We start from the raw sequence: 12,886 nt of genomic DNA, 5'->3' as shown, positions 1-12,886 counted from the left end.
CGACGTTGAAGCTGTACGCGCATTCTTATTCCTCATTGAAATGGAGAGAGTTGTCGCAGACAGCGCTGTCTTCTGATGGAGGAGATAATTTTAAAATAGAAACGCTGTTCTATAAAAATACACACATAGTTTTATTTTTAAGATGAAGGCGATCACATATCGAGTGCTTACTGTTTTTTTAGACGAAATAGTGGTGAGGGAGGGTTACTGAATAAGAAAAGGGAGAAATAATGGGCGGCTATCTATAACCGCCCGAGATAATGCTTAACCAAACGCTTCCAGAGTAAGAGGCCACTGAACATAGCTTTGCCAGTGACTTTCTTGTACCAGTGATTCAGCACGATAAGGATGCAGCTGCAGCCAGCCTTGTGGTAATAGCACGCACAGAGTGTCGCCATTGGCGCGTAATCTTACCGCTGGTAAGGTGTCATCCCGACGACGGCTGGAGAAAATGATCGCCAGACGTAGCAAGCGACATAAACGCTGCGCCATGACTACGGGTAACGCGTTTTGCTGACTAAGCAGTGATAAATCCAGAGTGCCGCTTTGGTTTTGCAAGAGAGCGGAGAGAAGCAGTTTTTGCGCGGGGGTAAATCCAGGCAGATCCAGATACCTAATCAGGTAGGCGGCATGCTGCGGAGCGAGCTTGAAATCAACGCTAAGGCCGATTTCGTGGATCAAACAGGCATTTTGCAATAATTCCCGACATCGACCCTCTAGTTTCCACTGTTTCTCAACCTGTAGAAAAAAGTTATCCGCTAACTGCGCGACGCGCTGGGCTTGCTCAATATCCAGCAAATAGCGGCGTTGCAGATTACGAATAGTGCGGCTGCGAATATCTTGCTCAATAGGTAAATGCAGCATGCCGTACACCAGACCTTCGCGCAGTGCGCCGCCAGCCAACGTCATGCTTTCGATACCCAATTCCTGGAAAATAGCGATCAAAATCGATAGGCCGCTGGGGAATACCAAGGCTCTTTCCAGCGTCAGACCTGAAATTTCCAGTTCTTCCAGCTTGCCACAGTGAATGGCTCTTTGTTTCAGTTGTTGCAGCTTTGGCAGCGTAATCAGTTCGTCCATGCCTTGGGCGACCATAATTTCCTGTAAAGCCTGCACCGTGCCGGAAGCGCCGACGCAAATTTGCCAACCGTGCTCACGAAAACGTGCCGCGACCGGTTTGATCATCTCACGCGCCGCTAATTCGGCTTGGTCAAAGTTTTCCTGTTGCAGATTGCGATCGCTGAAATAACGTTCCAGCCAGGTTACGCAGCCCATCGACAGACTGACCAATATGGACGCCTGAGCGCCGGAACCTGTTACCAGCTCGGTACTGCCACCGCCAATATCGACCACCAGACGCTTTTCTGGCCCGCCAGTAGTGTGAGCGACGCCGTGATAAATCAGCCGCGCTTCTTCCTCACCGCTAATCACTTGAATCGGGCAACCCAGAATTTCAATGGCCGTTTGCAGGAATTGGTCGGCGTTTGAGGCCAAACGCAAGGTTGCCGTGGCGACCACGCGAATTTGTTGCCGCGGAATATCCTGCAACTGTTCGGAAAACAGCTTCAAACATTGCCAGCCGCGTTCCATTGCTTCATGTGACAGATGGTTATTAGCATCTAATCCTGCGGCCAGCCTGACTTTGCGTTTAATTCGGGCCAGCGTTTGGATACTGCCAGCCACCTCACGTACCACCAACATATGGAAACTGTTGGAGCCAAGATCGATGGCAGCATAAAGTGAGGTGGAGCTTAGCATCGCGTTATCAGCCTGGTCGTTTACGGTTGTTGTTCCGCGGCGCGCCGTTACGGCGAGGGGCAGAATTACGGCGCGGGCCATTCCCGGTGCGGGTACGTGCCAGACGTTTTGGTGCCGGTAAATCAGTCAACAGCGCATCGCTATTGTATTTGCTGACAGGAATACTGTGACCGGTATAGGTCTCAATAGCCGGTAAGTTTAATGCATACTCTTCGCACGCCAGACTAATTGAATGGCCGCTTTCGCCAGCACGACCGGTACGACCGATACGGTGAACGTAATCTTCGCAATCGTCAGGCAGGTCGTAGTTGAATACGTGAGTCACCAACGGAATGTGTAGGCCACGAGCCGCAACATCGGTTGCTACCAGAATATCCAAATCGCCTTTGGTGAAATCTTCCAGAATTCGCAGACGTTTTTTCTGCGCGACATCGCCGGTCAGCAGGCCAACGCGGTGTCCATCGGCAGCCAGATGGCCCCAGATTTCTTCACAGCGGTGCTTGGTGTTGGCAAAAATGATGCAGCGGTCAGGCCATTCTTCTTCAATCAGCGTCTGTAACAGGCGCATCTTTTCGTCGTTTGAAGGGTAGAAGAGTTCTTCTTTAATGCGGTGGCCGGTTTTTTGTAACGGCTCCACTTCCACGTATTCGGCGTTATTCATCTGTTCAAACGCCAGTTCACGTACGCGGTAGGACAACGTAGCGGAAAATAGCATATTCAGACGTTTTTCTACCGCAGGCATGCGGCGGAACAACCAGCGGATATCTTTAATAAAGCCCAAATCGTACATACGATCGGCTTCATCCAGTACCACTACCTGAATAGCGCCCAGATTAATGTAGTTTTGCTTTGCGTAGTCGATCAAACGGCCAGTGGTACCGATAAGAATATCGACGCCGCTTTCCAGCACTTTAAGCTGTTTGTCGTAGCCGTCACCGCCGTAGGCCAGACCCAGTTTCAAACCGGTAATCTGGGATAAGGCTTCAGCATCAGAATGAATCTGTACCGCCAGTTCCCGCGTCGGTGCCATAATTAATGCACGAGGCTGGTTAGTCTGACGACCCTCTTCTGCTGGGTGCGAAAGCAAATAATGAAAAGTAGACGCCAGGAATGCTAGCGTCTTTCCGGTACCGGTTTGCGCCTGACCTGCTACATCTCTCCCAGACAGGGTGAGAGGCAATGCTAACGCCTGAATCGGCGTGCAATATTGAAACCCTTTGTTTTCAAGGGCTTCAACAACTAGCGGGTGCAGGGCGAAGTCGGAAAACTTCTGTTCAGTCAAGTGTGTTTTGCTCATAGTGTGGTAGAATATCAGCTAACTATTGCTTTACGAAAGCGTATCCGGTGAAATAAAGTCAACCTAATGTTGGTTAATGCTACATCAACTAGGTAGACACAATCCTTTGGAGTAGAACATGAGCGATAAAATTATTCACCTGAGTGACGACAGCTTCGCCACTGACGTGCTGGAAGCCACTGGCCTGGTGTTGGTCGATTTCTGGGCTGAATGGTGTGGTCCGTGCAAGATGATTGCTCCGATTTTGGATGAGATTGCCGAAGAATACGAAGGCAAACTGACCATCGCTAAATTGAACATCGATCAGAACCCGGGCACCGCGCCAAAATACGGCATCCGTGGTATCCCGACGTTGTTGCTGTTTAAAGACGGTGCGGTTGCGGCAACTAAAGTGGGTGCCCTGTCCAAGAGCCAGCTGAAAGCGTTCCTGGACGAAAATCTGTAGTCGATATTAGTGTCAAAAGCCGGGTGTCCTGCGGTGGGTGTGATTTTCACACTGACCGCTAGACGCCTGCAAAGAAGCGTGTTAAGTTTATTCCACTGCGTATAGAACATACCTGTGAGTAGAATCTAGGTTTGTAGCATCTAAAAAATTCTGTAGCACCTAAATAGTTTGAATCTAAAGTTTTACTCTATGTCGAAACATTTGCGTTGAGAATATATATGAACTCAATCGGTTTTTTGACAGTCTAACGGTTTTAAAAAATCAGTCTAAGGTACCTTCAATTTATTGCCGTCGTTGAGTGCGAATTTTGCGCAAGCTATTACTCGCGCAGCACACAAGGCCGAGATTGAATGTCCATTAAACAGGCACGGATGACGCTGCCATACCCATTCACGACTAAAGTTCGAGACATACCCCGAGTTTAAGAACCCACCATTATGAATCTTACCGAATTAAAGAATACGCCGGTTTCTGATCTGATTACACTTGGCGAAAATATGGGGCTGGAAAACCTGGCCCGGATGCGTAAACAAGACATCATATTCTCTATCCTGAAGCAACATGCTAAAAGTGGAGAAGATATCTTCGGTGACGGCGTATTGGAGATATTGCAGGATGGATTTGGTTTCCTCCGTTCAGCAGACAGCTCCTACCTCGCCGGTCCCGACGACATCTATGTATCCCCAAGTCAAATTCGCCGTTTCAACCTCCGCACTGGTGACACCATTTCCGGTAAGATTCGTCCGCCAAAAGAAGGCGAGCGTTATTTTGCACTGTTAAAAGTTAACGAAGTTAACTATGACAAACCGGAAAACGCCCGTAATAAAATTCTGTTTGAAAACTTAACCCCGCTGCATGCAAATTCACGTTTGCGTATGGAACGCGGTAACGGTTCAACAGAAGACTTAACGGCGCGCGTGTTGGATCTGGCTTCGCCAATTGGCCGCGGACAACGTGGTTTGATCGTAGCACCGCCAAAAGCGGGTAAAACCATGTTGTTGCAGAACATTGCAACCAGCATTGCCTACAATCACCCAGACTGCGTGCTGATGGTATTGTTGATTGATGAGCGTCCGGAAGAAGTTACCGAGATGCAGCGTCTGGTTAAAGGTGAAGTTATTGCTTCTACCTTTGATGAGCCAGCGTCTCGCCACGTTCAGGTAGCCGAAATGGTTATTGAGAAGGCGAAACGTCTGGTTGAGCACAAAAAAGACGTTATCATCCTACTGGACTCCATTACTCGTCTGGCTCGCGCCTATAACACCGTGGTGCCTGCCTCAGGTAAGGTTCTGACCGGTGGTGTGGATGCTAACGCCCTACATCGTCCTAAGCGTTTCTTCGGTGCGGCGCGTAATGTGGAAGAGGGCGGAAGCCTGACCATCATCGCAACCGCTCTGGTTGATACCGGTTCGAAGATGGATGAAGTGATTTACGAAGAATTTAAAGGTACTGGTAACATGGAATTGCACTTGGCGCGTAAAATCGCTGAGAAACGTGTATTCCCTGCTATCGATTACAACCGTTCCGGTACTCGTAAAGAAGAGTTGCTCACCACGACTGAAGAATTACAAAAAATGTGGATTCTGCGCAAAATTATCCATCCAATGGGTGAAATTGATGCAATGGAATTCCTCATTAATAAATTAGCTATGACGAAGACCAACGACGACTTCTTCGATATGATGAGACGTTCGTAATTTAAATAAAACGAACAAAACGCCACGCTCAGTCGTGGCGTTTTTCACGTTTGGAATATACGATAAATACGCTTATTTATTTGATCAGTAGATCTACACCGTTAATGGTGATGGCATTTTCGTATCTAGCTCTAGGTTCTCCGTGAATAGAACGAGGATATTGTTGTAAAAACAATATAGGCTGTCACCCTAATAGGAAATGACTGAAAGGTTGTTTTGCATCGTGGAGTAAGTTTACTCACATGCTAAGCTGCCTTATCTTTTGCAGAGAGCTGTTTAACGTGAAATTACTCACCATGAGTACAGAGATTCTAATCGTCCTGCTGTTTTCTTTAGCTTTTTTATTCATCGCCCGTAAAGTGGCAAAGAGAATCGGTCTCGTCGATAAACCCAATTACCGTAAACGCCATCAGGGGCTGATTCCCTTAGTCGGCGGTATTTCTGTGTATGCGGGTATCTGTTTTGCCTTCCTGATATCCAGCCAGCAAATTCCCTTCGGTTCACTCTATCTGGCTTGCGCCGGTTTATTAGTGTTCGTTGGTGCTTTGGATGACCGCTTTGATATTAGCGTTAAAATCCGCGCTTTTGTTCAGGCTTTAGTCGGTGTAGTAATGATGGCGTTTGCCGGACTCTATCTGCACAGCCTTGGACACGTTCTTGGCCCGTGGGAAATGGTTCTCGGCCCGTTCGGTTACGTGGTTACGCTGTTTGCCGTGTGGGCGGCTATCAATGCATTCAATATGGTTGACGGTATTGACGGGCTGCTGGGTGGGCTGTCTTGCGTGTCATTCGGTGCGATGGGCATCTTGCTCTATCAGGCCGGGCATATGGCACTGGCGTTTTGGTGTTTTGCGATGATTGCGGCGATTACGCCATATATCTTGCTAAATCTCGGTTTGTTGGGGCGCCGCTATAAAGTCTTTATGGGCGATGCGGGTAGCACGCTGATTGGTTTTACCGCCATTTGGATTCTGTTGCAGACCACTCAGGGTAAAACCCATCCGATCAATCCGGTTACCGCTCTGTGGATTATCGCGATTCCGCTAATGGACATGATTGCCATTATGTATCGCCGCTTGCGTAAAGGTATGAGTCCGTTCTCGCCTGACCGCCAGCATATCCACCATCTCATCATGCGTGCAGGCTTCACTTCCCGACAGGCATTTGTCCTAATTACCTTGGCTGCGGCCTTGCTGGCGGCCGTCGGTGTTATCGGCGAACGACTGGTATTTGTTCCTGAATGGGTAATGTTGGCATTATTCTTGCTTGCATTCTTCCTGTATGGCTACTGCATCAAACGAGCCTGGCGAGTGGCGCGTTTCATCAAGCGTATTAAGCGCCGGATGCGGCGGGCTAATAATAAGCATGTATCTTAATCAGAGGCTTTTGGGCAGTGATGAAACCAGAAAAAACGTCTACTAACAATGAACTGGCTGTCGATAACGAGTTAGATATCCGCGGCCTTTGCTGCACGCTGTGGCGTGGTAAAGCCTGGATTATCGGTATGGCGGTTCTGTTTGCCGTCATTGCCCTAAGCGTGTCCTACTTAGTGAAGCAGCAGTGGAGCGCCACTGCGATTACCGATAAGCCAACAGTTAATAATCTGGGCGGCTATTATTCCCAACAGCAGTTTTTGCGTAACCTGGATTCCCGTTTAGTTTCAGGTTCGGCTAGCGAGCAGCCGAGTATTTCTGACGAAGCTTATAATGAGTTCATTATTCAACTAGCGGCTTACGATACCCGTCGTGACTTCTGGCTGAAGAGTGATTACTACAAGCAACGTCAGGAAGGGGATGCCAAAGCGGATGCAGCTTTGCTGGATGAGCTGGTCAATAATATTCAATTCACGCCGCACGATGACAAAAAAGTGCTGAACGACAGCGTGAAACTGACCGCGGAAACCGCTACTGACTCGAACAAATTGCTACGTGAGTATGTCGATTTTGCTAGCCAGCGTGCTGCCAGTCACTTAAATGATGAAATTCAAGGGGCATGGGCCGCGCGAACTCAGTCAATGAAAGCACAGGTTAAGCGGCAGGAAGCCGTAGCGCAGGCGGTTTACGATCGTGAGCTGAATGCGGTTAAGCAAGCGCTGAAAGTGGCCGAAAAACAGGGTATTAGCCGTAACCAAACGGATACGCCTGCGGAGCAACTGCCGGATTCCAAAATGTTCCTGCTGGGCAAACCTATGCTTCAGGCGCGTTTAGAAACTCTGGCAGCATCAGGCCCAAGCTTTGATATCGATTACGATCAAAACCGCGCTATGCTGGCAACATTAAACGTTGGGCCGACTCTGGAAGAGAAATTCCAGACCTACCGTTACCTGCGTACTCCGGAAGATCCGGTAACTCGCGATAGCCCGCGTCGCGCTTTCCTGATGATTATGTGGGGAGCGATTGGCGCACTAGTCGGAGCTGGCGTGGCATTGGCCCGTCGTCCCGGCGTAAAGCACTAAATTGCTAATGGGCGCGTAAGCGCCCAACTTGCAGGCGTTGTCTGCGGCTAACTGACCTAAAAGAGATTCACTGTGAAAGTGTTGACTGTTTTTGGCACCCGTCCTGAAGCCATCAAAATGGCTCCTCTGGTGCATGCCTTGGCTCAGGATGAAGCCTTTGAATCAAAAGTCTGCGTCACTGCTCAACACCGAGAGATGTTGGATCAGGTCCTAAGATTGTTTGAAATTGAGCCCGATTATGATTTGAATATCATGAAGCCGGGACAGGGACTGACTGAAATAACCTGCCGTATTTTGGAAGGTTTAAAGCCCGTTCTGGCCGAATTTAAACCGGATGTCATTTTAGTCCACGGTGATACCACCACGACTTTGGCAACCAGCTTGGCCGCGTTTTATCAGCGAATTCCAGTAGGCCACGTTGAAGCGGGCCTGCGTACCGGAGACCTTTATTCTCCGTGGCCAGAAGAAGCCAACCGTAAGCTTACAGGCCATTTGGCCATGTACCATTTTGCGCCAACGGAAAATTCGCGTCAGAACCTGTTGCGTGAGTTGCTGCCGGATAATCGTATTTTTGTGACTGGAAATACCGTGATTGACGCGCTGTTTTGGGTGCGCGATCGGGTGTTGAAAGACGAGAAACTGCGTAAGGATCTGGACGCTCGCTATCCTTTCCTCGATGCCAATAAAAAAATGATTCTGGTGACAGGCCATCGTCGCGAGAGCTTTGGCGGCGGGTTTGAGCGCATTTGCAGCGCACTGGCTGAAATTGCCCGTAATCACCCGGACGTGCAGGTTGTATACCCAGTTCACCTTAATCCCAACGTCAGCGAGCCGGTTAACCGTATCCTGCACGGTGTCGACAACATCATTCTGATCGATCCGCAGGATTACCTGCCATTTGTCTACCTGATGAACCATGCTTATATGATTCTGACAGACTCGGGCGGAATTCAGGAAGAAGCGCCATCGCTAGGCAAGCCGGTGCTGGTTATGCGTGACACTACCGAGCGCCCAGAAGCGGTAGATTCAGGCACCGTTCTGCTGGTGGGCACCGACGTTAAAAAAATTGTAGATGCTGTAACCCATTTGCTGGTGGATGAAAATGCATATCACCAAATGAGTCGGGCACATAATCCTTACGGTGACGGGCACGCCTGTCAACGCATCCTAGAAGCATTAAAGAATCATCAGGTGACGCTATGAGTTTTGAAACTATTTCTGTTATCGGTCTTGGATATATCGGTTTACCTACCGCAGCCGCTTTTGCCTCGCGCAAGAAAAAGGTGATTGGCGTCGATGTTAACGCTCATGCGGTCGAGACCATTAATCGCGGTGCGATTCATATCGTCGAGCCGGATTTGGATAAAGTTGTCAAAATTGCCGTTGAAGGCGGCTATTTGCAGGCGTTCACCAAGCCATTGGCTGCCGATGCTTTCCTGATTGCCGTGCCAACGCCGTTTAAAGGCGATCACGAACCCGACATGGTGTACGTAGAGTCTGCGGCTAAATCTATTGCACCGGTGCTGAAGAAAGGCGATCTGGTGATTCTGGAGTCGACTTCGCCGGTTGGCGCTACAGAACAAATGGCTCAGTGGTTGGCTGAATTCCGCCCAGACCTGAGCTTCCCACAGCAGGCTGGAGAAGCAGCAGACATTAATATCGCCTATTGCCCAGAGCGCGTACTGCCGGGCCAGGTGATGGTTGAACTGATTCAGAATGATCGGGTGATTGGCGGTATGACGCCAAAATGTTCTGCCCGCGCCAGTGAGCTGTACAAGATTTTCTTGGAAGGCGAATGTGTGGTGACCAATGCCCGCACCGCTGAAATGTGCAAACTGACTGAAAACAGCTTCCGCGATGTCAACATTGCTTTTGCTAACGAACTGTCGCTGATTTGTGCCGACCAGGGCATTAACGTGTGGGAACTGATTCGTTTGGCGAACCGCCATCCGCGCGTCAATATTCTGCAACCTGGTCCGGGCGTTGGCGGCCACTGTATCGCCGTCGATCCATGGTTTATCGTTTCGCAAAATCCGCAGCAGGCGCGTCTGATCCATACCGCACGTCTGGTCAATGATGGCAAACCTTTATGGGTTGTCGACCGCGTGAAAGCGGCGGTGGCTGATTGTCTGGCGAACAGCGACAAGCGTGCATCAGAAGTAAAAATTGCCTGCTTCGGTCTGGCGTTTAAGCCAAACATTGATGACCTACGTGAAAGCCCGGCGGTAGAAATCGCACACCTGATTGCAGAATGGCATGCGGGTGAAACCTTGGTGGTTGAGCCGAACGTAGAGCAATTGCCGAAATCATTAGCAGGTAACGTTACGCTGAAAAACACGGCGGAAGCGCTGCAGCAAGCAGATGTGCTGGTGATGCTGGTCGATCACAGCCAGTTTAAGGCAATTAAACCTGAAGAAGTGAAGCAACAGTGGATTGTTGATACCAAAGGAGTATGGCGTTGAGACGTATTCTGGTCACTGGTGGCGCCGGTTTTATCGGCTCCGCCGTGGTGAGACATATCATCAATGACACGGCCGACAGCGTTGTGGTGGTTGATAAACTCACCTATGCAGGGAATAGGGAATCTCTGACCGTCGTGGCAGACAGCGATCGCTATGCGTTTGAGCAGGTTGATATTTGCGACCGCGCCGCGCTGGATCGTATCTTTGCGCAGTATCAGCCAGATGCAGTGATGCATCTGGCCGCTGAAAGCCACGTGGATCGATCCATTGATGGCCCAGCCGCTTTTATAGAAACCAATATTGTGGGTACTTACACGCTGTTGGAAGCTGCTCGGCACTACTGGCAGGCGCTGGCAGCAGAGAAAAAGCAGGCATTTCGTTTCCATCATATCTCTACCGATGAAGTGTATGGCGATCTGCACGGCACGGACTGTCTCTTTACCGAAACCACGCCTTACGCCCCAAGCAGCCCGTATTCTGCGTCAAAAGCTTCCAGCGACCATTTGGTTAGAGCCTGGTTGCGTACTTATGGCCTGCCGACGTTGGTCACTAACTGTTCCAATAACTATGGCCCATACCATTTCCCTGAAAAGCTGATTCCGCTGGTGATTTTAAACGCGCTGGCCGGTAAGTCTTTGCCTGTTTATGGCAACGGCGCTCAGGTTCGCGACTGGTTATATGTAGAAGACCACGCGCGCGCGCTATATCAGGTAGTGACCGAGGGCGTAGTAGGCGAAACCTACAATATCGGCGGGCACAACGAGCGCAAAAATATCGAAGTGGTAGAAACCATTTGCACTTTGCTAGACGAACTGGTGCCCAACAAACCCGCGGGAATCGCCCACTACAGTGATTTGATCACTTACGTCAAAGATCGCCCAGGCCACGATATGCGCTATGCCATTGATGCCGGGAAGATTGAGCGAGAGCTGGGCTGGCGTCCGCAGGAAACCTTTGAGAGCGGTATTCGTAAGACCGTCAATTGGTATCTTGGCAACAGATCCTGGTGGCAACGCGTACAGGACGGCTCTTATGCCGGCGAACGTTTGGGTCTGAGCGATTAAATTTCGCCAGCACGTCTAAAAGTCACTGTACGGCCATCTAACGCGCTGCTTCATTTGAACAGCGCGTTGTTACAGGTCAAATCAGGAGTTTCTATGAAAGGCATAGTTCTGGCGGGCGGTTCCGGTACCCGTTTACACCCTATTACTCGCGGCGTCTCTAAACAGCTGCTTCCGGTTTACGATAAGCCGATGATTTATTATCCGTTGTCAGTCTTAATGCTGGCCGGCATTCGCGATATTCTGATTATTTCCACTCCTGAAGATTTGCCTTCCTTCCGGCGTTTGCTGGGTGATGGTTCTGAGTTTGGTATTAACCTAAGTTATGCCGAGCAGCCGAAGCCAGAAGGCTTGGCGCAGGCTTTCTTGATCGGCGAAGAGTTCATTAACGGTGAATCCTGCTGTCTGGTTCTTGGGGATAATATCTACTTTGGTCAAGGGTTTAGCCCTAAACTGAAAAGTGTCGTTGCCCGACAGAAAGGCGCGACCGTTTTCGGTTATCAGGTGATGGACCCAGAGCGTTTTGGCGTGGTGGAGTTCGACGATAATTTCCGAGCGCTTTCCATCGAAGAAAAGCCAAGCGTGCCTAAATCCAATTGGGCAGTAACCGGGCTTTATTTCTACGATAATCAAGTGGTTGATTTTGCCAAGCAGGTTAAACCTTCTTCCCGCGGTGAACTGGAAATTACCACCATCAACCAGATGTATCTGGAGCGCGGTGAGTTAACGGTTGAGCTACTAGGTCGTGGCTTTGCCTGGTTAGATACCGGTACCCACGATAGCCTGATTGAAGCCAGTACCTTCGTACAAACGGTAGAGAAGCGTCAGGGCTTTAAAATCGCCTGTCTGGAAGAAATTTCCTGGCGTAATGGCTGGCTGGATGATGATGGCGTAAAACGCGCTGCCACCGCTCTTGCAAAAACGGGTTACGGTAAATATCTGCTGGATTTATTGCATGCTCGTCCGCGCCAATATTGAACCGCTGAACTGGGAAAGTGAATTTTTCCAGAGACACAGCGCAAAACTGAATTTATCTGATTCTGCCCCGTTGCTGAACCCGGCAGAATTGGATGCCTATGCTTTGGTTCAGGCTAAAATCCCTGCGCACCGTCTGGATTGGGTTGATGCCCTTAATCTGCTGGGTTTTCGTCTGGTTGAAAGTGAAATCGATCTTTCACTGCCAATTGGCACGGAAACTGCTTCTGTCGCTGACCATTCGGGAACGACGGCGAGTTCCGCCTTTTCCGATATGCTGGCTGCAGGCTCAGTTCGGATCGCAACTGAATTGGATATTCCTCAGTTGCGCAGCGCCGCAGCCCGCGCTTTTGCTCTTAGTCGTTTCCGTGCGCCTTGGTATGAGTCGCAGGATAGCGGGCGTTTCTACGCGCTATGGGCCGAAAAAGCGGTACTGGGAACTTTCGACCACCAATGTTTGCTGGTGGTCGATAGCCATAATCAGGCTATCGGGTTTGTCACTTTGCGTAATTTGCAGGATGGCTCGGCTCGAATTGGTTTGCTGGCGGCGTTTCCGGGAGCCGCAGGGCAAGGTATTGGTACAAAACTTATGTCGGCGGCAAAGCAGTGGTGTCAGCATCACGGGTTACAGCGGCTATATGTCGCCACTCAGATGAGTAACATCGCAGCTTTGCGTCTCTATATTCGTAGCGGGGCATCTATTGAGAGCACCGCTTATTGGTTATGCAGGGGATGA

11 protein-coding genes are annotated in these 12,886 nt (G+C 49.8%); 9 read left to right on the top strand and 2 right to left on the bottom strand.

Going from position 1 to position 12,886, the window contains the following annotated elements:
• Positions 1-264: 264 nt before the first annotated feature.
• Both gppA and rhlB read right to left on the bottom strand, forming a co-directional pair.
• Positions 265-1,758 carry a guanosine-5'-triphosphate,3'-diphosphate diphosphatase gene (gene gppA, locus PL78_RS07590; protein WP_064514468.1) on the bottom strand — a complete coding sequence of 498 codons (1,494 nt, stop codon included), beginning with the start codon at positions 1,756-1,758 and terminating at the stop codon, positions 265-267.
• A 7-nt stretch (positions 1,759-1,765) separates the two neighbouring features.
• Entirely contained in the window at positions 1,766-3,055 is a 1,290-nt protein-coding gene (gene rhlB / locus PL78_RS07585) for an ATP-dependent RNA helicase RhlB (RefSeq protein ID WP_064514466.1), read from the bottom strand.
• 118 nt (positions 3,056-3,173) lie between these two features.
• On the opposite strand from rhlB, the gene trxA reads away from it, so the two are divergent.
• From trxA to rffC, 9 genes are all read left to right on the top strand, one after another.
• A complete protein-coding gene (trxA, locus tag PL78_RS07580; RefSeq protein WP_049600750.1) occupies positions 3,174-3,500 on the top strand; it encodes a thioredoxin TrxA in 327 nt (108 codons plus the stop codon).
• A 437-nt stretch (positions 3,501-3,937) separates the two neighbouring features.
• Positions 3,938-5,197: a transcription termination factor Rho gene (gene rho / locus PL78_RS07575; RefSeq protein ID WP_049600753.1), complete on the top strand. Its 1,260-nt coding sequence runs from the start codon at positions 3,938-3,940 to the stop codon at positions 5,195-5,197.
• A gap of 281 nt (positions 5,198-5,478) precedes the next feature.
• The gene (gene wecA / locus PL78_RS07570; protein WP_120806496.1) at positions 5,479-6,573 is read left to right on the top strand and encodes a UDP-N-acetylglucosamine--undecaprenyl-phosphate N-acetylglucosaminephosphotransferase; all 1,095 of its coding nucleotides are present in this window, start codon (positions 5,479-5,481) and stop codon (positions 6,571-6,573) included.
• 20 nt (positions 6,574-6,593) lie between these two features.
• Positions 6,594-7,652: an ECA polysaccharide chain length modulation protein gene (gene wzzE / locus PL78_RS07565; protein WP_064514463.1), complete on the top strand. Its 1,059-nt coding sequence runs from the start codon at positions 6,594-6,596 to the stop codon at positions 7,650-7,652.
• A 72-nt stretch (positions 7,653-7,724) separates the two neighbouring features.
• Entirely contained in the window at positions 7,725-8,855 is a 1,131-nt protein-coding gene (wecB, locus tag PL78_RS07560) for a non-hydrolyzing UDP-N-acetylglucosamine 2-epimerase (RefSeq protein ID WP_064514461.1), read from the top strand.
• Positions 8,852-10,114, top strand: coding sequence for a UDP-N-acetyl-D-mannosamine dehydrogenase (gene wecC, locus PL78_RS07555; RefSeq protein ID WP_064514458.1), 1,263 nt, complete (start codon positions 8,852-8,854; stop codon positions 10,112-10,114). The genes wecB and wecC overlap by 4 nt, the downstream gene beginning before the upstream one ends.
• Entirely contained in the window at positions 10,105-11,178 is a 1,074-nt protein-coding gene (gene rffG / locus PL78_RS20220; protein WP_179207962.1) for a dTDP-glucose 4,6-dehydratase, read from the top strand. The genes wecC and rffG overlap by 10 nt, the downstream gene beginning before the upstream one ends.
• A gap of 93 nt (positions 11,179-11,271) precedes the next feature.
• On the top strand, positions 11,272-12,153 hold the full coding sequence (rfbA, locus tag PL78_RS20215) for a glucose-1-phosphate thymidylyltransferase RfbA (RefSeq protein ID WP_064514455.1): 882 nt from the start codon (positions 11,272-11,274) through the stop codon (positions 12,151-12,153).
• Positions 12,131-12,886 carry a dTDP-4-amino-4,6-dideoxy-D-galactose acyltransferase gene (gene rffC, locus PL78_RS07540; protein WP_064514452.1) on the top strand — a complete coding sequence of 252 codons (756 nt, stop codon included), beginning with the start codon at positions 12,131-12,133 and terminating at the stop codon, positions 12,884-12,886. The genes rfbA and rffC overlap by 23 nt, the downstream gene beginning before the upstream one ends.

Source organism: Yersinia entomophaga (genome assembly GCF_001656035.1).
Classification (GTDB): Bacteria; Pseudomonadota; Gammaproteobacteria; order Enterobacterales; family Enterobacteriaceae; genus Yersinia; species Yersinia entomophaga.
This window is presented reverse-complemented; position numbering and strand designations above follow the sequence as displayed.

Coding starts and splice junctions, on each gene's coding strand:
- rho (WP_049600753.1), top strand. CDS start 3,938: ATGAATCTTACCGAATTAAAGAATACGCCGGTTTCTGATCTGATTACA.
- rffC (WP_064514452.1), top strand. CDS start 12,131: ATGCTCGTCCGCGCCAATATTGAACCGCTGAACTGGGAAAGTGAATTT.
- gppA (WP_064514468.1), bottom strand. CDS start 1,758: ATGCTAAGCTCCACCTCACTTTATGCTGCCATCGATCTTGGCTCCAAC.
- wzzE (WP_064514463.1), top strand. CDS start 6,594: ATGAAACCAGAAAAAACGTCTACTAACAATGAACTGGCTGTCGATAAC.
- rfbA (WP_064514455.1), top strand. CDS start 11,272: ATGAAAGGCATAGTTCTGGCGGGCGGTTCCGGTACCCGTTTACACCCT.
- rhlB (WP_064514466.1), bottom strand. CDS start 3,055: ATGAGCAAAACACACTTGACTGAACAGAAGTTTTCCGACTTCGCCCTG.
- rffG (WP_179207962.1), top strand. CDS start 10,105: ATGGCGTTGAGACGTATTCTGGTCACTGGTGGCGCCGGTTTTATCGGC.
- trxA (WP_049600750.1), top strand. CDS start 3,174: ATGAGCGATAAAATTATTCACCTGAGTGACGACAGCTTCGCCACTGAC.
- wecC (WP_064514458.1), top strand. CDS start 8,852: ATGAGTTTTGAAACTATTTCTGTTATCGGTCTTGGATATATCGGTTTA.